General features: G+C 57.7%; 22 protein-coding genes. 15 read left to right on the forward strand and 7 right to left on the reverse strand.

All coding sequences use genetic code 11. From position 1 onward, the window contains the following. Position 1 precedes the first annotated feature (1 nt). Positions 2-2,161 (forward strand): selenide, water dikinase SelD, encoded by a 2,160-nt coding sequence (gene selD / locus ACR0JG_RS00290; RefSeq protein WP_480567164.1) that lies wholly within the window; start codon positions 2-4, stop codon positions 2,159-2,161. Here the strand turns inward: selD and mnmH are convergent. Beyond that, positions 2,152-3,204 (reverse strand): tRNA 2-selenouridine(34) synthase MnmH, encoded by a 1,053-nt coding sequence (gene mnmH, locus ACR0JG_RS00295; protein ID WP_480567165.1) that lies wholly within the window; start codon positions 3,202-3,204, stop codon positions 2,152-2,154. The two genes, selD and mnmH, sit on opposite strands and share 10 nt — an antisense overlap. Before the next feature lie 151 nt (positions 3,205-3,355). On the opposite strand from mnmH, the gene ACR0JG_RS00300 reads away from it, so the two are divergent. Further along, complete coding sequence (locus ACR0JG_RS00300; protein WP_480567166.1) at positions 3,356-5,008, forward strand: tetratricopeptide repeat-containing sulfotransferase family protein; 1,653 nt, start codon at positions 3,356-3,358, stop codon at positions 5,006-5,008. Positions 5,009-5,060: 52 nt separating this feature from the next. On the opposite strand, the gene ACR0JG_RS00305 is transcribed toward ACR0JG_RS00300, so the two are convergent. Next, on the reverse strand, positions 5,061-6,638 hold the full coding sequence (locus ACR0JG_RS00305) for a bifunctional metallophosphatase/5'-nucleotidase (RefSeq protein ID WP_480567167.1): 1,578 nt from the start codon (positions 6,636-6,638) through the stop codon (positions 5,061-5,063). A gap of 108 nt (positions 6,639-6,746) precedes the next feature. Here ACR0JG_RS00305 and ACR0JG_RS00310 point away from each other — a divergent pair, with 108 nt between their 5' ends. From ACR0JG_RS00310 to arsC, 4 genes are read left to right on the forward strand one after another with little or no spacing between them, the layout of a single operon-like run. Then, a complete protein-coding gene (locus tag ACR0JG_RS00310; RefSeq protein WP_170401286.1) occupies positions 6,747-7,085 on the forward strand; it encodes a DUF952 domain-containing protein in 339 nt (112 codons plus the stop codon). Next, complete coding sequence (locus tag ACR0JG_RS00315; protein ID WP_170420906.1) at positions 7,082-7,513, forward strand: DUF1330 domain-containing protein; 432 nt, start codon at positions 7,082-7,084, stop codon at positions 7,511-7,513. The genes ACR0JG_RS00310 and ACR0JG_RS00315 overlap by 4 nt, the downstream gene beginning before the upstream one ends. Then, positions 7,510-8,568: a quinone-dependent dihydroorotate dehydrogenase gene (locus ACR0JG_RS00320; RefSeq protein WP_480567168.1), complete on the forward strand. Its 1,059-nt coding sequence runs from the start codon at positions 7,510-7,512 to the stop codon at positions 8,566-8,568. Before ACR0JG_RS00315 ends, ACR0JG_RS00320 begins: the two co-directional genes overlap by 4 nt. After that, positions 8,565-8,906: an arsenate reductase (glutaredoxin) gene (arsC, locus tag ACR0JG_RS00325; protein WP_170609363.1), complete on the forward strand. Its 342-nt coding sequence runs from the start codon at positions 8,565-8,567 to the stop codon at positions 8,904-8,906. Before ACR0JG_RS00320 ends, arsC begins: the two co-directional genes overlap by 4 nt. Here the strand turns inward: arsC and ACR0JG_RS00330 are convergent. From ACR0JG_RS00330 to ACR0JG_RS00340, 3 genes are read right to left on the reverse strand one after another with little or no spacing between them, the layout of a single operon-like run. Continuing rightward, a complete protein-coding gene (locus tag ACR0JG_RS00330) occupies positions 8,903-10,219 on the reverse strand; it encodes an MATE family efflux transporter (protein ID WP_170391909.1) in 1,317 nt (438 codons plus the stop codon). The two genes, arsC and ACR0JG_RS00330, sit on opposite strands and share 4 nt — an antisense overlap. 2 nt (positions 10,220-10,221) lie before the next feature. Next, positions 10,222-10,740 (reverse strand): PaaI family thioesterase, encoded by a 519-nt coding sequence (locus ACR0JG_RS00335; RefSeq protein ID WP_170391910.1) that lies wholly within the window; start codon positions 10,738-10,740, stop codon positions 10,222-10,224. A 1-nt stretch (position 10,741) separates the two neighbouring features. Next, complete coding sequence (locus ACR0JG_RS00340) at positions 10,742-11,161, reverse strand: PaaI family thioesterase (RefSeq protein WP_010438901.1); 420 nt, start codon at positions 11,159-11,161, stop codon at positions 10,742-10,744. A 117-nt stretch (positions 11,162-11,278) separates the two neighbouring features. Here ACR0JG_RS00340 and ACR0JG_RS00345 point away from each other — a divergent pair, with 117 nt between their 5' ends. From ACR0JG_RS00345 to ACR0JG_RS00380, 8 genes are all read left to right on the forward strand, one after another. Then, the gene (locus ACR0JG_RS00345; protein ID WP_170391912.1) at positions 11,279-11,647 is read left to right on the forward strand and encodes a MerR family transcriptional regulator; all 369 of its coding nucleotides are present in this window, start codon (positions 11,279-11,281) and stop codon (positions 11,645-11,647) included. Between the two features lie 172 nt (positions 11,648-11,819). Beyond that, positions 11,820-12,221, forward strand: coding sequence for a MerR family transcriptional regulator (locus ACR0JG_RS00350; protein ID WP_039536426.1), 402 nt, complete (start codon positions 11,820-11,822; stop codon positions 12,219-12,221). A gap of 38 nt (positions 12,222-12,259) precedes the next feature. Beyond that, complete coding sequence (locus ACR0JG_RS00355; protein ID WP_480567169.1) at positions 12,260-14,041, forward strand: acyl-CoA dehydrogenase C-terminal domain-containing protein; 1,782 nt, start codon at positions 12,260-12,262, stop codon at positions 14,039-14,041. A 53-nt stretch (positions 14,042-14,094) separates the two neighbouring features. After that, on the forward strand, positions 14,095-14,307 hold the full coding sequence (locus ACR0JG_RS00360) for a hypothetical protein (RefSeq protein WP_170391916.1): 213 nt from the start codon (positions 14,095-14,097) through the stop codon (positions 14,305-14,307). Between the two features lie 31 nt (positions 14,308-14,338). Next, positions 14,339-14,977, forward strand: a complete 639-nt coding sequence (locus tag ACR0JG_RS00365; RefSeq protein WP_480567171.1) for a glutathione S-transferase family protein — start codon at positions 14,339-14,341, stop codon at positions 14,975-14,977. A gap of 12 nt (positions 14,978-14,989) precedes the next feature. Further along, positions 14,990-16,201 (forward strand): acetyl-CoA C-acetyltransferase, encoded by a 1,212-nt coding sequence (locus ACR0JG_RS00370; protein ID WP_170420896.1) that lies wholly within the window; start codon positions 14,990-14,992, stop codon positions 16,199-16,201. After that, complete coding sequence (locus ACR0JG_RS00375) at positions 16,201-16,689, forward strand: cupin domain-containing protein (protein ID WP_480567172.1); 489 nt, start codon at positions 16,201-16,203, stop codon at positions 16,687-16,689. The genes ACR0JG_RS00370 and ACR0JG_RS00375 overlap by 1 nt, the downstream gene beginning before the upstream one ends. Further along, a complete protein-coding gene (locus ACR0JG_RS00380; RefSeq protein ID WP_480562359.1) occupies positions 16,682-18,883 on the forward strand; it encodes a 3-hydroxyacyl-CoA dehydrogenase NAD-binding domain-containing protein in 2,202 nt (733 codons plus the stop codon). Before ACR0JG_RS00375 ends, ACR0JG_RS00380 begins: the two co-directional genes overlap by 8 nt. 53 nt (positions 18,884-18,936) lie before the next feature. Here ACR0JG_RS00380 and ACR0JG_RS00385 read toward each other — a convergent pair whose 3' ends face one another. Then, the gene (locus tag ACR0JG_RS00385) at positions 18,937-19,713 is read right to left on the reverse strand and encodes a Hint domain-containing protein (protein WP_480439192.1); all 777 of its coding nucleotides are present in this window, start codon (positions 19,711-19,713) and stop codon (positions 18,937-18,939) included. Positions 19,714-19,922: 209 nt separating this feature from the next. Beyond that, positions 19,923-20,861, reverse strand: coding sequence for a DMT family transporter (locus ACR0JG_RS00390; protein WP_170391926.1), 939 nt, complete (start codon positions 20,859-20,861; stop codon positions 19,923-19,925). A 147-nt stretch (positions 20,862-21,008) separates the two neighbouring features. Here ACR0JG_RS00390 and ACR0JG_RS00395 point away from each other — a divergent pair, with 147 nt between their 5' ends. Beyond that, on the forward strand, positions 21,009-22,022 hold the full coding sequence (locus tag ACR0JG_RS00395) for a hypothetical protein (protein WP_170420887.1): 1,014 nt from the start codon (positions 21,009-21,011) through the stop codon (positions 22,020-22,022). Positions 22,023-22,024 lie beyond the last annotated feature (2 nt).

Here is a 22,024-nt window from a genome sequence, read left to right on the forward strand (position 1 = left end):
TATGCACAAACCTCTGCTGCCCCTAACCCGCGATCTGGTTCTGATAGGCGGAGGACACACGCACGCGCTACTGCTGCGCAAATGGGGTATGAAACCACTGTCCGGCGCGCGGGTTACGGTGATAAACCCCGGTCCCACCGCACCCTATTCGGGCATGTTGCCAGGATTTGTCGCTGGTCACTATCAGCGGTGGGAGCTTGATATTGATTTGGTGCGTCTGGCCCGCTTTGCCGGTGCGCGGGTGATACTGGGCGCAGTTGAAGGTATCGACCCGGACACACGCCAAATCCATGTGCCCGGACGCCCGCCGGTGGCGTTTGATGTGGCCTCGGTCAATGTCGGGATCACCTCGGATATGCCAGCATTGCCGGGATTCGCCGAGCATGCCGTTCCGGCCAAGCCGCTCGGCCTCTTCGCCGCGCAATGGCAAAGCTATCTTTCAGGGACGGGCCGCGCCTCGGTCGCCGTGATCGGTGGTGGCGTTGCGGGAGTAGAGCTAGTCATGGCGATGGCCCATGCACTGCGTTCCAAAGGACGTGAAGCGCAGGTTACTTTGATCGACAGTGCAACGGCCCTGACAGCGACTGTCCCGAAGGCATCCGCCACCATCCGGCAGGCGATGGCGCACCTGGGGATCGAAGTTCTGGAAAACACATCAATCCAGAAGATTTCTGCGGGCGAAATCGAGCTAACGGACGGTCGCCAGATACCAGCCGATTTCATCACCGGTGCTGCAGGCGCGCGGCCCTATGAGTGGATATCCAATACCGGCCTCGCGCTGCATGACGGTTTCATCAAAGTGAACGCGTCCCTGCAATCCAGCGATCCGGCGATTTTCGCCGCGGGAGATTGCGCCCATCTGTCCGAGAACCCGCGCCCCAAGGCAGGGGTCTACGCAGTGCGCGAGGCACCAATATTGTATGACAATTTGCGCGCCGCGCTAGGGTCTGGGAATATGCGGCGTTACGTGCCGCAGAAGGATTACCTGAAACTCATCTCTCTGGGTGGAAAATCCGCACTGGCCGAGCGATTGGGAACATCATTCAGCGGGCCGCTCATGTGGCAATGGAAAAACCATATCGATCAGAAGTTCATGTACCGGTTCCGTGAACTGCCCCAAATGCCCACCACCGCATTGCCCCGTCATCACGCAGCAGGGCTGCAAGAGGCGTTGGGAGAAAAACCAATGTGCGGCGGGTGTGGTGCAAAGGTGGGTCGAGGCGCTTTGCAGGCCGCATTGCAGGAGTTGCCGCAGCTCGACAGGCCCGACATTACACCCCTGCCCGGTGACGATGCGGCGGTGCTGCTAACCGGTGGCACGCGACAGGTTATGACATCGGATCACTTACGCAGCTTCACCAACGATCCCGCCTTGATGACGCGTATCGCCGCTGTCCACGCGCTTGGTGATATCTGGGCAATGGGCGCTCGTCCGCAGGCTGCGACAGCAACGATCATCCTGCCGCGCATGTCAGCTGAGTTGCAGCAGCGCACAATGGCTGAGATCATGCATATTGCCAGCGACGTCGTGCACCAAGCCGGGGCTAAGATCGTCGGCGGCCATAGCTCAATGGGTGACGAAATGACCATCGGGTTCACTCTGACCGGGCTCTGTGATGCTGAACCGATCACGCTGGGTGGCGCAAAACCTAATGACGCTTTGATCCTGACAAAGCCGTTGGGCAGCGGTGTTTTGATGGCGGCCGAAATGGCGGGCAAGGCGGAAGGCGCCTGGGTCGTGGCAGCTTTCGCGCAAATGATACAGCCGCAGGGTGAGGCGTCCCGCATCCTGAAAAATGCCCATGCGATGACGGATGTCACCGGTTTTGGTCTGGCGGGTCATTTGCATGGGATATGTGAAGCGTCAGGCTGCGGGGCAACGCTGTCTTTGGACGCGATTCCAGCTCTGGAAGGTGCGGCAGAGCTCAGTGATCAGGGCATTCGATCTACAATCTACACCGACAACCGTGCCATCGCCCCAGGCCTTCCGACCGGCGGCAAGGCGGATTTGTTATTCGATCCTCAGACTGCGGGAGGTCTCTTGGCGGCCGTCGATGCCAACGAAGCCGAGCAAGTATTCTCGGAACTACGCGCCGCCGGTTACCCTGCCACCCTGATTGGTTACATCGACGCGACAACGGGCCTGCGTGTTCAAAGCTGATGCAGAACATTCTTAATCCGAGCCACCGTCGCCGACAGCCCGGTATCATCAAGTGACGGTGCCTCAATCTGCGCGATCACTTCGGCACGCTGCGCCTTACGCGATTTGGCATAGGCCGGGTCGTAATGCTGTTCCATCAATGCCTGTGTCAGTCCACGCTTGTCGCCGGCATTGATCAATTCCAGCCAACCATCCACAACCTCATGACCGCGATGAATGCGCAGTGGAGACAATCGATCACGTAGCCGTTCGCTATCCGACAGGATGTCATCGTAGGCAGACACCAGATACGCGGTGCGCGCAGCAATCGGTGCTGTGATCTGGATGCGAGGTGCAGAACACAAGGCCGACCACAGGCTGGGCGGGAGGATCAGGTTTCCGATCTTGGATGATTCTGCTTCAACAACCACCGGACGCGCTGCATCCAGCTCGCCCAAGGAAGCGGCGAGCGCGGATTCGAAGGCTTTCTGACTGGGTTGCCCACCCGGCATTTCGCCCAACAATGAGCCTCGGTGATTGGCCAACCCTTCAAGGTCCAGCACTTGCGCGCCTTGCGCCTTTAGATGGCCCAACAGGTCTGTCTTGGCCGTCCCGGTATAACCATCCAGCGCGACTAATCGATATGGCAACACTTCATCATAGAGGAACTGCTTTACCAGTCGGCGATAGCTGCGATAGCCGCCTTCAACCACCTCGGCGCGCCAGCCGATTTGTTGCAACATCCAGGTAAATGATCCTGATCGCTGCCCGCCACGCCAGCAATAGACCAGCGGTTTCCAGTCGCCCTCATGATGGCTCAGGTGATCCTCGATATGGCCTGCCGCGTTGCGAAACACCAGCGCAGCACCCAGCTTGCGGGCCAGAAACGGGCTTTGCTGGACGTAGATAGTACCGACCCGTGCCCGTTCTTCATTGTTCAGAACCGGCAGATTGATAGCGCCCGGCATATGGTCTTCGGCGAACTCAGCCGGGCTACGCACGTCGATAACCGTATCAAACGTGTGGTTGTAGAATTGCTGCAGGCTGGAGACTTTCAAAACCATATCAACGGTCTATCCCGCATGGTGCCGGAAGAAAACCCAAGCCGCTGTTGAAGGTACCAGACCATAATACGGAACAGCCATTGCAAACCATCTTCGCTTGGGTAATGAACCATCGATACTGGTTTCTTATTGGCATGGGACGTGCGCACAAATGGCACAGCAGACCGCAAATTCCCTCAAGAGCAAAGCATTGGCCGATCTGGAGACAGGGAAGTTGCCGCAGGCCTTGAAAAAAGCGCAGCTTGGCATCAAGAAACACCCCAAGGATGCCGATTACCAAGCAATCGCAGGCTTTGTCCTGACCGAGATGAAGCGGTACAAGCAGTCCATTCCACACTTCGCTGAAGCATCGCGAATGAAACCGGACGATGCTCAATTTGTCGAAAACCTCGCCAACGCGTTAATGCAGACAGGTCAAATTCCGCGTGCGCTGTCTTATGCCGAGCAGAAACTTGAACGCTTCCCGAATAACAAAGAACTGGTCCGCGTCATTGATGAAATTCAGCTCAAGGGACAGAATTGGCGCCTGATCATCGACCATACGACGAACAAACTGGAAAAAGACCCTAACAATGCAGATTTGCTTTGGTTGCGGGCCCGCGCCTACGGAGAGGTCGGGTTCTCCGATCACAGCTCTCAGGACATTGCCCGCGCTTATGGGATCGCACCTGAAAATGAAAAAATCGCATTGTCGAAAGCCGTAGACTTGTATCAAACGGGCGACAAAGAGGGCTCAAAAACCATTTTGCGCGCTGTACTCGAGAGAAACAAGTTTTGCGCGGCGGCACTCTACCAAATGTCTCTAATGGTGGACAATGACCATGCCGAGAGCCTTGCGCGTGCTGTCGACACCGCAATTTCAGAAAGTGATCACGCCAACTCGGTGCTTGAATTCGCAAAGGCGCACTTGATCTCCAAACGTGATGGGCTGTTTTCGGCGCTCCCCCACTTTGCGCGGGCCAATGCCATTCAACACAACGTGAATCCCTATGACAGTACGCAAGAAGAGAAACGGTTCAAAGAAATCAGCACGTTTTTTCCCCTGAATGCACCCCCTGCGACTGCAGGCGTAAGCGATGGGCCCAAGCCGATATTCGTGGTCGGACAGCCACGATCAGGCACAACACTGATGGAAATGATGCTTAGTTCGGCACCGGATATCGCCGGCTGCGGAGAGCTGACGATTGCAGGTGAATTATCCCAGAAGGTCAGAGAGAGCGGCAAACCATTTGACGCAGACGCAGCTGCTGAATGTGCAGCAGAGTTTCGCAGGCTGATGCCACCCTTACCCGAAAGTTCGACTGCATTCGTTGACAAGATGCCACATAACTATCAGCGGCTCGGCTTCATAATGTCAGCGTTCCCGAATGCCCGCGTGATCAACATGTTGCGCGATCCAAGGGATGTGGGGCTATCAAAATGGATCAGGCGTTTTCACTCACCGGGTATGCGCTATGCATCCAATCTTGAATCGATTGCCCACTCAGCCAACCTGTACCGGCGCTATCTTTCTCATTGGGAAAAGCTGTTCGGTGATCGTATTCTAACGGTTCGATATGAGGACCTGGTAGTCGACCCCAAAACCTGTATCCAGCAAGTCGCCGCCTTCTGCGGTATCGACTGGGATGAGCGGATGATGACCCCTGAGAAAAATACCAGGAAAGTCCGCACCGCCAGCACCGATCAGGTGCGCAAGAAAATCTCAACCGGGTCAATTGGTGGCTGGCAAGAGGTTGCGGATCAAATTCAGCCGATGTTGGATGGGCTGGATCAGGCGTTGTGGCCCGAATACAGGTTCGATTGACCAAAAAAAGGCCGCCCCGAGAGACGGCCTTTTTTTTGCTTCTCCGGTCACATCACTTCTGTTTGATACGCCCGTCCAGATAAGGCTGATACGGGGCGTTCTCGGCCAGATATTCCGCCGTAACATCCGCCAGATCAGGCCCGAAATCATAGGCGTTCTTGTCATCACCCGAGAACACAGAATAACCATCGCCGCCATTGCGGACATAGTTGTTTGTCACCACCAGATATGTCGCCGCGGGATCGATAGCTTCGAAACCGCCATCCTTGGCGACCATGACCTCAACAATCCGGCCCTCATTCGGGGCAACCGATGGATCCCAGGTAAATGTCATTCCTGCCACCTGAGGGAAGCGGCCTTTGACCTCTTCAACTTGGCTCACCCCATTTTCAAGCGCATCGATCACGCCCTGACCGCTGATCTCGAAGGTCGAGAGCGTGTTCTGGAACGGCAGTACTGTCAGCACCTCACCCATGGTCACCTCACCCGGATCGATCGAGGCGCGCAGCCCACCCGAGTTCGCAATCGCAATCTGGGCGCCCTGATCGGCAACCCGCGCCAACATGGCATCCGCAACAAGATTGCCCATTTCACATTCCTGCACGCGACAAACGGAACGGTCGCCTTCAATCGAAGCTGACGCTTCCGCGACAACCTTGTTGCGAATTTCATCCAGCGGAACGGCCAGCTCGGCGATGCGGTCCAGCGCGGCCTGATCCTCGGTCACCGCATTGTCCATGATCAGCGGTTCACCCTCAGCGGATACAACATTTCCGTCATCATCGAATGTCACATTCAATTCACCCAGAAACTTGCCATAGGCATAGGCCTGAACGATCTGCACCCCGTTTATGACGGTCGGGTACGGCCCGGCGGCCTTGTCGGATGTGTTCGAAAGATATGTGTTCGAATGCCCACCCACGATCACGTCAACGCCCGTGGTCTCCTGCGCCACGCGCTGATCGACGCCATAGCCTGAGTGGCTGAGAACGATGATCTTGTTCACACCTTCGCCGGTCAGCTTGTCGACCTCAGCCTGAACGGCAGGAACTGGATCAGAGAAGGTGATGTTTGGACCGGGTGACGCGATATCGTGCGTGTCTTCCGGTGTCAGTCCGATCAGACCGATCTTTTCGCCGCCCACTTCGATCACAGCCGATTTCTTGATCTTGTCGGTCAGCAGTTCCTCATCCGCATAATCGGCGTTGGACATCAGCACCGGGAAATCGACCGAGTCGATGAAGCCGCGCAGCACCTCAGGGCCATCGTCGAATTCATGGTTGCCCACAGTCATGGCGTCATAGCCCAGCTTGTTCATGAACTCAGCCGCAACCTTACCCTTGTAGTAGGTATAGAACAGCGAGCCCTGGAACTGGTCGCCCCCATCAACGAGGATCGAGTTATCGGCCCGTCCGCGGGCCTCTTCGACTGCCGTCACAAGGCGCGCCGATCCACCAAAGCACTTGCCTTCGGCATTGTCTTCGTCGCCACAGGCGCTGTCGTACTTGTTGATCGGCTCAAAGCGCGAGTGGAAATCGTTTGTATGCAGAATCGTAAGCTTGTATTCGGCAGCCGCCATACCGGCGCTTAGCCCCAATACCGCAGCCGAAGCCAGAAAACGGGTGAACATCGTGAAACTCCCTATGATTGTTTTGCGCGATGGTGCGCGTTGCGTGGCGAAGAGTCAAAGGGGGAAATCCGGCTTGATTCTACCCGTCGTGCGGGGCATCAGGACTTCATGCTGATTTACAAGATCTTCCGCGCCGATGAATGGGCAAACCTGCAAGCACAAGGGGCTTCGGATGGTGCACCGATTGATGTTTCGGATGGATATGTTCATTTCTCAACCGCAGAACAGGCCGCTGAAACCGCTGCCAAGCACTTTGCCGGGATCGAGGGCCTGACCCTCTTGGCCTGTGATAGCCAAGCAATGGGCGATGATCTGAAATGGGAGGTTTCGCGTGGTGGCGCATTGTTCCCCCATCTCTACCGCCAGATTAAAATGTCGGATGTGGTCTGGTCACGCGATCTGCCCTTTGACGGTCAGGCGCACCAGTTCCCGCAGGAGATGGAATGACCCGCTTCATCGATCCCGAACGCGAACAGTTCGAGGCGTTTAAGGCCCTCGATCGAGACCATCCTATCGAGATGCTCAATCTGGTGAAGTTTCGCGAAACAGCTCAGTATCCGTCCGATCACGCACTGGCCGGCGCACATCTGACCGGCGCACAGGCCTATGGCAAATACGGGTCTGAAACCGCGCCTATCGTCGCCCGCATAGGAGCGTCGATCCTTTGGCGCGGCGCATTTCAGACTATGCTGATCGGTCCACAAAATGAGGCTTGGGATGCTGTGTTCATCGCCCGCTACCCCACCGCCCACGCATTTCTTGAGATGGTGACCGACCCTGCCTATCGCGCCGCGGTGATACACCGGCAGGCCGCCGTTGAAACCTCGCGCCTGATACGTTGCGCGCCGACAGAGGGTGGAGATTCCTTCGGATGAAACTGACCGAAAAACTTGGGCTCGCTGCGCTGCACCGTCTTGACCCGGAAACCGCGCATGGGCTTTCGATCAAGGCCCTGACCTCGGGGCTTGCACCGACGCCTGGGCCGGTCACATCGGACCGGCTGAAGACCCGAGTCGCGGGTCTGGATTTGCCCAACCCGGTCGGACTGGCCGCAGGGTTTGACAAAAATGGTGAAGCACTGTTGCCGCTTTCGCGTGCCGGGTTCGGGTTTATCGAAGTCGGGGCGGTGACACCCCGTCCGCAGCCCGGCAATCCTAAGCCGCGCTTGTTCCGCCTGACCGAAGATCGCGCCGCCATCAACCGCTTTGGCTTCAACAACGAGGGAATGGAGGTCATGGCCGCGCGTCTGGCGCAGCGTCCAAAGGACGCGATGATCGGTTTGAACCTGGGGGCCAACAAAGACAGTGATGATCGGCCCGGAGACTTCGCAAAAGTGCTTGCCCATTGCGCTGCGCATTTGGACTTTGCCACCGTCAACGTGTCCTCGCCTAATACCGAAAAGCTGCGGGACCTGCAGGGCAAAGCGGCGCTGAGCGCGTTGCTGAGCGGTGTGATCGAAACCCGAAACGCCCTGTCCCGCCCGATCCCGATATTCCTGAAGATCGCCCCGGATCTAACTGAGCACGAATTGCAGGATATCGCCGCTGTCGCCCGTGAAACCGGCGTGGACGCGGTGATCGCCACCAACACCACGCTGTCGCGCGATGGCCTGCGCAGTGCGCACAAGGATCAGGCCGGAGGCCTGTCCGGCGCGCCGTTATTCGAGAAATCGACGCGGGTGCTGGCGCAGCTCAGCCAGTTGACGGGCGCAGATATCCCGCTGATCGGGGTCGGTGGCATCAGCACGGCAGAACAGGCCTATGCCAAGATCTGCGCCGGAGCGTCCGCAGTGCAGTTCTACACGGCGATGGTCTATGGCGGGATTTCCCTGGCCGCTGACATCGCACAGGGGTTGGACACGCTGCTGCAGCGCGACGGCTTCGATTCGGTCGCGCAAGCGGTGGGCAGTAAACGAGAGGACTGGCTATGATTGAATATTGGCACAATCCGCGCTGTTCCAAATCCCGCGCTGGATTGGCGTTGCTGCAGGAAAACGGCGCAGATCCTGAGGTGCGCAAATACCTCGAAGACGCGCCCTCGGCCGATGAAATCCGGACGGTTCTGGCCAAGCTGAATATCCCGGCGATCAGCATGATGCGCACCGGAGAGAAAACGTTCAAAGAGCTTGGTCTGGCCAAGACCTCGCCCGATGAGGAGCTTGTTCAGGCCATGGCCAACCACCCGATCCTGATCGAGCGTCCGCTGGCCATCGCGGGCGACAAAGCCGCTATCGGACGCCCGCCCGAGAACCTGCTGGACTTGCTTTAGGCGATCTGTGCCTCAAGTCGCGGATAGCGCCAACCAAGTGTAAGGCCCCGTGCGATGTTCAACACCATCAGCGCGGCCCAAAGCCCATGATTGCCCATCGTTGGCACCAGCACGAACAACGCAACCACGTACAGCGCGACTGACTGGATCATCGCGTTGCGCATATCGCGGGTCCAGGTGGCGCCGATATAGATACCGTCGAACATCCAGCTTGCCACTCCGATGATCGGTGCCAGAGCAGCCCAGAGCAGATACTCGCGTGCCGTCATACGAACTTCAGGCGATGTCGACATCAGATCGATCAGCGCGGGCCCTGCCAGGTAAAACACCAGCCCAAGCCCGATGGCCCCGCCAACGCCCCATTGAGACGCCATAACCGACGCGCGCCGGACCTTCCGGCGGTCGCGAGCACCGACGGCTCCTCCGACAAGAGCTTCAGCCGAGAAAGCAAATCCGTCCAAAGCGAACGCGGTGATTTCGAGAAACTGCAATAACACCTGATTGGCCGCCAAATTCACGTCGCCCAGATCGGAACCGACAAACAAAAACGTGGTGAAAGCCCCGGTCAATAGAACCGAGCGCACCATGATATCGCCATTCACCTGCATCATCCGGCGCAGCCGTGCGGCATCAAAAATACGCGGCCAATCCCGCCACTGCTTGCCGCCAAACGCATCACCACAAAGCCACAAACCCAGGGCAAGACCCGTCCACTCGGCAATCAATGTCGCGATGGCAACGCCCTCGACACCCCAGCCCAGGCCAAGCACAAACCATAGATCCAGCGCTATATTCAGCCCATTCATCCATATCTGCAGGATGAATACACCTCGCGTGCGTTCGACTGCGATCAGCCAGCCTGTCACCGCATAAAGGGCAATTGTGGCCGGAGCGCCCCAGATGCGAATCTCCAGATAGGCGCGCGTCAGAGACTCGACTTCGGCGCTGGCGGGCGACAGTGCAAAAGCTCCAAGGAATACCCAAACCTGCGCGGCAATGAAGACCAATCCTGCTGTTCCGCCCAGCAGCAAGCCTCGCATGAGCAACGCTCCGGTTTCTGCAGTGTCACCTGCACCACGCGCCTGTGCCGCCAGCCCGGTGGTGCCCATCCGCAGAAAGCCGAATATCCAGTAGATCGCCGACAAGATCACCGCGCCCATACCCACAGCCCCGATGGGGGCGGCCTGCCCCATCTGACCGACAACGCCGGTATCCACTGCCCCGAGGATCGGTACGGTCGCGTTCGACAGCACGATCGGCAACGCGATTTTCAACACGCGCCGATGGGTAATGGGCGCTGAGGCGTCCTCCATCCTTAGTCTTTCGATGTCGGAGATTGCGGCATCAGGAAGTGCCCCGTACCTTGCGCAAAGAGTTTGGCGTGATTGTCTTGCCAGGCTTCGACCCGGACAGAGGCATAACGTCGACCCGAGCGGTTGATGAAAGCGCGCGCATAGGCGTCTCGCGGCAGGCCCGACCGCAGGTAATCGACCGTGAAGTCGATGGTTTTGGGAAAGCGGATATTCACGTCAGTCAAGATGTCTTCCGCACCGATCTCACCGCTTTCAATCCTGGGAAACATATGTTCCCAACTCAGCGTGATAACGGCAGTGACTTCCAGAAACGCCGCTGTCACCCCACCGTGGATAGCGGGTAGAAAAGGATTACCGATCAACTTCTCATCGAAATTCAGAACGCCTGTCAGTTCGTCCCCCCGCCGGTCGAATGTTATATTAAGGAACCGAATATACGGCACACCTTCGACCAGCGCGGTCAATGCGGCATCACGGCGTTGCTTGACCACCTGCATAGGTTCTGGGCGAGGTCTTGCCATCTTAGCGACCCTCCACGGTGAAGGCACCTGAAGCGGTGGCAACGGGACGGTCGCTGTCATCATCCGTCGCCGTAGCCCGCACAAAAGCCACGTTGCGCGTGATGTGATAGCAGGTCGCGCGGGTCCGGATACTTTGACCCGGCGTTGCGGCCCGCATGTAATCAATACGCAGATCGATGGTGGCGGTTCCTCCCGGGGCCGAGGGGTGGCTCATCACTGCCGCACCGCAACAGGTATCCAGCATGGCCGACACAGCCCCGCCATGGATCACGCCAGTCCGAGGGTCGCCGATCAGTTGCTCGTTATAGGGCATCGAGATTTCAGCCTCACCCTCTCCGATGTGGGTCAGATCAAGCCCCAAGGCCTTGGCGTGCGGAATCGCCTCGATGAATTGCCGCGCTAAAACTGTCTTATCGACCATGGGGTTGGGTCCTGTCCTTGTACCTGCCCCTTTATGGGCCTGCGTTTACACCAAGGGCAAGCCCACCTGTTGCGCTTGCCGCAGCGACGCCCTAGGTTGCTGCCAAGGAGACCCGGAATGTCCGACACCCGTTTGTCATTCAAAGAAATGTGCGCCGAGTTCGACGTGACCCCACGCACCCTGCGCTACTATGAGTACATCGAATTGCTGCAGCCTGACCGTGAAGGCAGGTCGCGGTTTTACGGGCCTCGTGAATGCGCCCGGATGAAACTGATCATGCGTGGTCGAAAGTTTGGATTTCCTTTGGAAGAGATTCGCCAGTGGCTGCTGATCTACGAAGATCAGGGCAATCAGGCGCAAATGGCGACCTTTATCGAGATGGCCGATCGTCAAATGGAAGAGCTGCGCCAGCAGCGCGCGCAGTTGGATGAAGCAATGGATGCGCTTCAGCAATTGCGCGATCAGACCGTCGGCCTGCTGAAATAGCTCCTTCCCCTACGGCAAGAAAATTGCCGAAACCCCTGCTTACGCGACTGGATGTTACGTCAACTATTTTGTGACGCAGCGTCCGCATTACGTAAACGTCACTTGTGTGTTGTAAAACGCTCATCGACTGCGCAACTCAGATTGCATGACGCCAGTGATGAGAGTTTGAACCATGACCGAAGATCTGCTGACCATCCGCGAAATGTGCGAGACCTATGATGTCACGCCCCGCACATTGCGGTTCTACGAGGCCAAAGAGCTTTTGTTTCCGATCCGCGAGGGCCAAAAGCGCTTGTTCACCAAACGGGATCGTGCACGCCTGAAACTGATCCTGCGCGGCAAGCGCTTTGGCTTCAGCCTCGAAGAGATCCGCCAGCTTCTGGACCTGTACCACGTGGGTGACCAGCAGCTGACCCAGATGTCCCGCACTTATGAAATCGCGTGCGAACGCCTTGCTGACATGGAATCGCGCCGCGAAGAGCTGACGCAGGCCATTGACGAACTGAAAGAGCAGTTGCGCTGGGGCGAAAAGGTTATCGCCTCGATGAAACAGGAAAAGAAGGCCGCCGAATAAGCCCGGCCTTTCGGACATATGAATTAAGGGAGCTTCACATGCCCGTCTATAACGCGCCAACCAAAGATACGCAGTTCATCCTGCACGATGTTCTGAAAGTCTCGCAGTCGGATATCCCCGGCTATGATGAACTGGAGGCCGAGTTTACCGGTGCGGTTCTGGAAGAAGCGGGCAAAGTTGCCACCAATGTGTTGCACCCGCTGAACGTGGTTGGGGACATCGAAGGGTGCCGGTTGGAAAACGGGATTGTGTACACCCCAACAGGTTTCAAAGATGCCTTCGAGCAGATGAAAGAAGGCGGCTGGACTGGCCTCGACATGCCGGAAGAGTATGGCGGCCAGAACATGCCTTATGTGATGGGTACTGCGGTAGGCGAAATGTTCTCGGGCGCGAACCAGGCGTTTGTGATGTATCAGGGCCTGACCCACGGCGCAGCCTCGGCAATCCTCGCGCATGGTTCGGATGAGCAAAAGAACACGTACCTGCCCAACATGGTCAGCTGCGAATGGACCGGCACCATGAACCTGACCGAACCGCATTGCGGTACCGATCTGGGCCTGATGCGCACCAAGGCGGTACCTCAGGGCGACGGTAGCTACAAGATTTCCGGTCAGAAAATCTTTATCTCGGCGGGCGATCACGACATGGCCGACAACATCATTCACCTGGTGCTGGCCAAAATTCCAGGCGGACCCGAGGGCATCAAAGGTGTGTCGCTGTTTATTGTCCCGAAGTTTATCGTGAACGAAGACGGTACTCCTGGCGAGCGTAATGGTGTTTCGGTCGGCAAGATCGAGGAAAAGATGGGCATCCACGGCAATTCGACCTGCGTCATGAACTATGACGAGGCCACCGGCTGGCTGCTGGGCGACGAACACAAAGGCATGCGCGCCATGTTCACGATGATGAACGAAGCGCGTCTGGGTGTGGGCATGCAAGGCCTGTCTCAGGCCGAGGCAGCGTATCAAAACGCCGTCGAATACGCCAAAGACCGCCTGCAGGGCCGCGACGTAACAGGTGTGAAGAACCCGGATGGCCCGGCCGATCCGCTGATCGTGCACCCTGACATCCGTCGCAACCTGATGGATCAGAAAAGCTTCACCGAGGGCGCACGTGCGTTCATCCTGTGGGGCGCGACCATGATCGACAAGGCGCACCGCTCGGGTGACAAGGATGCCGACGGGCTGATCTCGCTGCTGACACCGGTCATCAAGGGCTTCCTGACGGATGAAGGTTACGACATGACCGTTCAGGCGCAGCAGGTCTATGGCGGCCATGGCTACATCGAAGAATGGGGCATGTCGCAATACACCCGCGACGCCCGCATCGCGATGATCTACGAAGGGGCAAACGGCGTTCAGGCGTTGGATCTTGTTGGCCGGAAGCTGGCGCAGGATGGCGGCAAGCATGTCATGGCGTTCTTTGAGATGGTTAAAACCTTCTGCAAGGAAAATGCCGGCAAGGATGAAGCTTATGACAAAGCGTTCATCGAACCGCTGAAGGCCGCGTCCAAGGACCTGCAGGCCGCTGGCATGTATTTCATGCAGGAAGGCATGAAGAACCCTAACAACGCGCTGTCCGGTTCGTATGACTTCATGCACATGTTTGGTCATGTTTGCCTGGGCCTGATGTGGGCTCAGATGGCGAAAGCCGCTCGCGAAGCGCTGGATGGTGGCGCCTCGGACAAAGAGTTCTACGAGACCAAGATCAATACCGGTCGCTTCTACATGGCCCGTCGCTTGCCCGCGACAGCCATGCATTTGGCGCGCATCCAAACCGGAGCGGACACGGTAATGGCGCTGGACGCAGCGAACTTCTGATCTCAGTGTGGGCTTGGGCGTCGTAGCCCGAACCCACCCTTGGAGGAGACAAGATGCCAAAACGCTTTCGCCTGACCCGCCGCTTTCCCGTCGCCATGACCGAGGATGGCTATCGCAAACTCCGCGGTTTCGCGCGAGAGGCGGGATTGGATGAAGGTGAGGCTTTGTCGTTCCTGTTCGAGAATTTCAATAGCGTGATTGATCACGAGAACCTGACGCACAGATTGCGCATCTTCAACTCCGAACTGGACGCAAGAAAGCGCTGAACGCGCAATATGCCTTGGGAGGGGCGCCCAAATGACCATCAAACTGCATTGCTTCGGTGAAAGCGGAAACAGCTACAAAGCCGCTCTGGCGCTTGAGATGTCAGGTCTGGAGTGGGAAGCGGTCTTTGTCGACTTTTTCAACGGCGCAACGCGCACCCCTGAATTCCGGGCCGAAGTGAACGAAATGGGCGAAGCACCCGTACTGGTCGATGGCGATTTTCGCACCAGTCAGTCTGGGGCAATCCAGGCCTATGTCACCGAGAAGTCCGGCAAATTCGGCGGCAAGGATCGTGATCAGAACTACGAGATTTTCCGATGGGTTCTGTGGGACAATCACAAGCTTAGCTCGATGGCCGGGCTGACCCGTTTCCTGATTAACTTCCTGCCCGAAAAGCACCGCAACCCGGATGTGATCGCGTTCAATCAGGGTCGCCTCAAGGCTGCTTATCAGACACTGAACGCCCATCTTGAAGGCCGCGACTGGATCGTTGATGACGGCGTGACCAATGCTGATATCAGCTGCTGCGGCTACCTCTATTATCCCGAACCATTTGGCTTTGATCGCGCCGACTGGCCCAACATCGATGCCTGGCTGACGCGCCTTAGCGAACAGCCCGGTTGGAAACACCCCTACGACCTGATGCCCGGCAACCCGTCGGATCGAGCTTAAGGAGAAGACCCCATGACCGAAGCTTATATCTATGATGCCCTGCGCACGCCGCGCGGCAAGGGCCGCAAGGATGGCAGCCTGCACGAGGTAACCTCGGTGCGCCTGTCCGCCCTGACCCTGAACGCAATGAAAGAGCGCAATAATCTGGAAGGTCACGCCGTCGAGGATGTGATCTGGGGCAACGTCACGCAGGTGATGGAGCAAGGTGGCTGTCTGGCGCGCTCGGCAGTTCTGGCTTCGGATCTAGATGAATCGATCCCCGGTCTGGCGATCAACCGTTTCTGCGCCTCGGGCATGGAAGCCGTGAACTTGGCTGCAAACCAGGTCAAAGGCGGCGCTGGAGAAGCCTATATCGCTGGCGGTGTCGAGATGATGGGCCGCGTGGCCATGGGTAGCGACGGTGCGGCGATTGCCGTTGACCCGTCTTTGGCGATGGAAACCTATTTTGTGCCGCAGGGTATCTCGGCAGATATTATCGCGACCGAATATGGTTTCAGCCGCGATGACGCGGATGCGCTGGCCGTTGAATCTCAGAAACGCGCTGCAGCGGCGTGGGAGGACAACCGGTTCGAGAAATCGGTCATCACAATCAAAGATCAAAACGGCCTGACCATTCTGGACCGCGACGAATATATGCGCCCCGGAACAGATATGCAGAGCCTCGGCGCGCTGAACCCGTCCTTTGCCATGATGGGTGAACAAATGCCGGGCTTCGACAAGGTTGCGATGATCAAATACCCGCATCTTGAGCGGATCAACCACATCCACCACGCGGGCAACAGCTCGGGCATCGTCGACGGTGCGGCGGCTGTGCTGATCGGCAATAAGGAGTTCGGCGAGAAATACGGCCTGAAGCCGCGCGCGCGCATCAAAGCAACTGCCAAGATCGGCACTGATCCGACCATAATGCTGACCGGTCCGGTTCCGGTGACTGAGAAAATTCTGGCCGACAACGGAATGAAAATCGGCGATCTTGACCTTTTCGAAGTGAACGAAGCCTTCGCCTCGGTCGTGCTGCGCTTCCAGCAGGCGTTCGACGTCGATCCGGCGCTGGTGAACGTGAACGGCGGCTCGATCGCGATGGGTCACCCGCTGGGTGCAACCGGCGCGATGATTATCGGCACGCTGCTGGACGAGCTGGAGCGTCAGGACAAGGAAACCGGTCTGGCCACACTCTGCATCGCATCCGGTATGGGTGCGGCAACAATTATCGAGCGCGTCTGATGCCCAAACTGGATCTTTCTCAGATACCGTTCAAAGGCGGTTCATCTTATCCCGGCAAGTTAGCCGAGGCCACCGCGGGTCGTTTTGTCCAGCGCGTCGGAGATGCAGGCGGGCTGACCCAATACGGGGTCAACATCGTACGTTTGGAACCCTCGGGGCTATCCTCGCTGCGCCATTACCACATGGAGCAGGACGAGTTTGCCATCATGCTCAGCGGCAAATGCATGCTGATCGATGATGATGGCGAGCATGAGATGCTGCCCGGTGACTGTGCCGCTTGGCCTGCAGGTGAGGCCAATGGCCATCACCTTGTGAACAAAACCGACGCGCCCGTAACCTTTCTGGTGGTGGGCACCCGGACCCCGACCGAGACCGGCTATTACAGCGATATAGACATGATGGTGAAAGATGATGAGAACGGATTCTCTTTCACTCGCAAGGATGGCAGCCCGCTGACGGCTGACCAAATTGGAGATGACAATGACTGATTTCACCCTCAGCAAAGACGCCGATGGCGTCGCCTTCATCACCTGGGACGTTCCCGGCAAATCCATGAACGTCCTGTCGCGCGAGGCCTTCACTCTGGTCGGTGATCTGATCGATCAGGCGCTGGCGGATGATGAGATCAAGGGCATCGTTATCACCAGTGGAAAAGAAGGGTCGTTTGCAGGCGGCATGGACTTGAGCACGCTCGCCACGATCCGACAGGAGGCCGGCGACGAACCCGCGCAGGCACTGTTCGATTTCGTCATGAGTGGCCATAACATCCTGCGTCGGCTGGAACTGGCAGGCATGGACCCCAAGTCCAAAAAAGGCGGCAAGCCGGTCGCCTGTGCCATCAACGGCACCTGCGCAGGGATCGGGACCGAGATCGCATTGGCCTGTCATCACCGTGTGATGACCAGCAATCCGAAATCCAAGATCGGCCTGCCTGAGATTCTGTTGGGTATCTTCCCCGGTGGAGGCGGCACCATGCGCTACAGCCGTATGGTCGGCGCAATGGCAGCGGCACCCGTCTTGCTTGAAGGCAAGATGATGGACCCGAAGAAGGCCAAAGGCGCACAACTGATCGACGCGGTGGCGGATGATCCGGTTGCGGCGGCCAAGGAATGGGTACTGAACGCCAAGGAAGCTGATCTGGTAAAGCCGTGGGATGCCAAGGGCTACAAGATGCCCGGCGGCGCACCCTACCACCCCGCAGGTTTCATGACCTTCGTCGGCGCAAGCGCCATGGTGAACGGCAAGACTCAAGGTGCCTTCCCAGCGGCCAAGGCTCTGTTGAGTTCAATCTACGAAGGCGCATTGGTTGACTTTGACACCGCCTTGAAGATTGAGGCGCGCTGGTTCACCAACGTGCTCATGAACCCGTCTTCGTCAGCGATGATCCGGTCGCTGTTTCTGAACAAGGAGGCGCTGGAGAAAGGCGCAGTGCGGCCCAAGGACGTGCCCGATCAGCGGGTCAAGAAGATCGGCGTTCTGGGTGCCGGCATGATGGGGGCTGGTATCGCGCTAGTCTCGGCACAGGCCGGGATGGAGGTCGTTCTGATCGACCGCGATCAGGCGGCTGCCGACAAGGGCAAAGCCTATAGCGAAAGCTACATGGATAAAGGGATCAAGCGCGGCAAAGCGACGGCTGAGAAGAAAGAAGCCCTGTTGGACCGCATTACCGCCACGCCCGATCTGGAGCACCTGAAAGGCTGCGACCTGATCATCGAAGCCGTGTTCGAAGACCCCGGCGTCAAGGCTGAAATGACCAAGAAGGTCGAGGCGATCATCCCCAAGGATTGCATCTTTGCGTCGAACACCTCGACCCTACCGATCACAGATCTGGCCAGGGCCAGCGTACGGCCCGAGCAATTCATTGGCATCCACTTCTTCTCACCGGTCGAGAAGATGTTCTTGGTCGAGATCATCAAAGGCAAGGAGACCGGCGATCGTGCTGTCGCCAAGGCGCTGGACTATGTGCGCCAAATCCGCAAGACACCGATCGTGGTCAATGACGCGCGCTTCTTCTACGCCAACCGCTGCATTATTCCGTACATCAACGAAGGTCTGCGGATGATCACCGAAGGCGTCAGCCCTGTTCTGATCGACAATGCGGCGCGTCAGTTGGGCTTCCCCGTAGGACCCATTCAGCTGAACGACGAAACCTCGATTGACCTGGGGGCCAAGATCGCCCGCGCTACTAAGGCAGCTATGGGCAACGCTTACCCGGAAAATCCGGGCGATGATCTGATCTTTTGGATGGAAGAACAAGGTCGTCTGGGTCGCAAGGCCAATGCAGGATTCTTCGACTATGACGACAAGGGCAAACGCGTCGAGTATTGGAAGGGCCTGCAGGACAAATACCCACATGCCGCAAACCAGCCCGACCTGATCGAAGTGCAGGAACGTCTGATGTTCGCGCAGGTTCTGGAAGCCGTCCGTGCGCTGGAAGAAGGTGTTCTGGAAGATATCCGCGAGGGCGACGTGGGTGCGATACTTGGCTGGGGCTTTGCGCCGTGGTCCGGTGGCCCGCTCAGCTGGTTGGACATCATTGGTACGCCCTACGCCGCCGAACGCTGCGATCAACTTACCGAAGCCTATGGTGAGCGCTTTACCTGCCCGCCGCTGCTGCGCGAGATGGCGGAAAAAGGTCAGAGCTTCTATGGCCGCTTCAACCCCGAAGCACAGGCCGCCTGAACAGACAAAGCAGGCGCATGAACCCATGCGCCTGCTTTATTCTTATACACGTACTATTGCAGCTGCCATTCAGGCCGCAAGAACAGCGCAGGCATATTGGGCCGCCCCGGTCGCCCGGGTCGACGTACGCCCAACGCAGGCCGAATCGGGAAAATCGGTTCTTGCGGAATGGGTGCAGGTAACGCGGCCAACGGGTTGGTCAAAGCCGAAAGGTTCCCTTTGCCGGTCACGGCCTCGATCAGAAGATCGGCGTGTTCAGCATCCGCGACTTCATAGGCCTCAGGGTTTCGACTTGACCCGGTATTCATGCGACCGGACGGGCAATAAGCCTGAAATCCGCCCTCGATAAAAACCAGCTCATCCTCGTCAAAGAATAATGACGTGACATCGAATGACTGCGCAGGCGTGCTGGATTCAAGACGCCCCACCCCGCTGAGCATTCGAGCTGGAATGATCGAGACCCCCTCGATTCCAACACCAAGCTTGCCTTGATCCAATGCCATACCCTGTTCCGGCATCAGCCAGACTGGGCGCCCATTATAAGCTGCTCGGGATGGCACAAGGATCGGCAGATGCTCGGGCCGACGCTCGTCTCCAGCCACAACAATGCGGTCGACGCAAACGCGCCTCAGTTCTTTGAACCCATGGTCCCGTGTCCGCACCAGATCACCTGCAACCAGTCTTTCGACCCGTTTCCAGCCCCCTGTTGTGGACACTTTGGTTCCGTGCAGCAATCCCCCACGACGCGCTGATGCGGCCTGTCCCACAAAGGCCTGTCGGCCTTTAACTTCACGTTTCGAATACCCCGAAACACTCACTAACTCTAACACGTGCCGTCCCCCTGTTGGCACCTTCAAACAACTCAGAAGGTCTTAGAGTTGTGCCTCAATTGGACTTAGTTTTGCCACATTTGAGGCCAAATTAGGTCAGTTTCGCCGCAATTTACTGGTTTTGAATAAACAAATCAGTATTCCGAACGGGCTTTGATCTGCAAATCGAAACGATACTATGACGGATACAAGCCGATTCTATTCCGTTCTTACTGCGCCGCCTGCTGTAGCGAGGATATCCGCCGCTCCCGCCACCCAAGCAGCACTCCGGCAGAGGCGATCATGCCAATACCGATAATTTGCATCTGCCCGACGGACTGCCCAAACGCCACCCAGGCAAAGAGCGGGCCAAATATCATGACCGAGTATTCAAAGACTGCGACATATGATGGCTCACCCAGTTGATAGGCTTTGATCAGCATAAAAACGGCAATTGTTGAGCCCACGGCCTGAACCACTACCCAAGGCAACGCGTCTTGCATCGGCCAAACCCAACCGCGCATCGCGAAGCCATCCGGCCCGACTGGCACGCCAACCGGATACAGGGCAAGCCAGATCAGTCCGACTGCCCCTGCAAGCCCCAGCGTGACAACCATCGCCGCAAGCAGCGCAACAGTGCTTTCGTCCGAACAGTGGGTACGCGTTACAACAGCGCTGAGTGCGTAAAAGAAGCCACCAGCGACTGGCAGTAGCGTCTTTACGTCAAATGATGTCGGGTCCGGCTGCAATACGCACAGAATTCCCGAAAACCCCAATAAAACAGCCACGATCCGCCAGGGACCTATGCGCTGCTTCAACAAAAGGGCCGAAATCAACAGCACGAATATCGGCGATGTGAATAACCCGGCAAGCGCCTGAGCGATGGGCATCAATGCCAGCGCGCTGAAATAGAAAAGCATTGCCAGCGTGATCAACACGCTGCGCACCGCGACGACACCAATCCGCCGGGGCCTCAAGGTGCCCATACCCAATATCGACAACACCGCGATCAGCGGCAGCATCAGTAAGGCGCGACTTAGGTGAAACTGCCATAGCCCCACGCTCTCGGCCACGCGGATCACGAAATTGTCGATCACGCCGATAATGGACATGGCCGCAACCATCAGCAACGACGCCATGATTGAATGGGTTTGTTGTTGTGACTGCATCCGCGCCTCTGCCCTTAATCAGCCCGTTCTGGCCGAAACTTACCCGGCACACTCAGCACATTTCACAAACACTGCGCAACAGGTTTGCGCCGCTGGTTTTCGCCATGCTAAGCTTGGCGCAAAATAATATTCGAGCAGCATTACCCGATGACCGCACTCAAACAGTACCAGCGGATCGAAGCCACCGGTCTGTGGCGTCCCTCGCCCGATGAGCAACGGCGCGAAGTAGTCGTATCGATTGGTGAAGCCACTCTGACGATTTCTGACTTCAATGACAGCGCGCTGACCCATTGGTCGCTGGCGGCGCTAGAGCGACAAAACCCCGGAACCTACCCTGCAATATTCAATCCCGACGGCGATCCCGGCGAAACACTGGAACTTGCAGAATCTGAAACCACAATGATCGAAGCAATTGACCGGCTGCAGCGCGCCATCGACCGTGCCAGACCACATCCCGGACGGCTGCGTTGGCTCAGCGTTGCAGGGGTTGTGCTGGCGGTTTTGGCGGTGCTTTTGTTCTGGCTACCCAGTGCATTGCAGCGCCATGTTGTTTCGGTAGTGCCAGAGGTCAAGCAACAAGAAATCGGCGATGCAATCCTGCAGCGGATCGAAAGGGTATCAGGCAAGGCTTGCTCTTCGCCTGATGCGCAAGCGTCGCTGGATCAGCTGGCGCGCCGCACCGGTGTCCGCCAAATCGTGATCCTACCAGCAGGTCTGCCTGACAGCCTGAGCCTGCCGGGTGGAACCGTACTGCTAAACCGGGCACTGGTCGAAGATCACGAAGACCCAGCCGTTGCCGCCGGATACATCATAGCCGCGCGCGCGCGGGCAACTCAGCAGGAACCGCTGGACGATCTGTTGGACCGTACTGGCCCGAGTGCCGCATTTCGGTTGCTGACCACCGGCGAATTGACGCCCGAGATCGTGGACACCTACACCGAGCAGGTTCTATCCGGTCCACAGCCGCAGCTAAGCGATGACGTGCTGCTCGCGGTTTTTGCACAGACCGCACTGCCCTCGACCCCATACGCCTATGCGCTTGATATCACAGGCGAGTCCGTTCTTGGATTGATAGAAGCCGATCCGATGGCGGGTCGTACTTTGGAACAGGTACTGCCCGACCGCGATTGGGTCCGGCTACAGAATATCTGCGGGCAATAGCA

The sequence above is a fragment of the Ruegeria sp. AD5 genome, assembly GCF_056542345.1.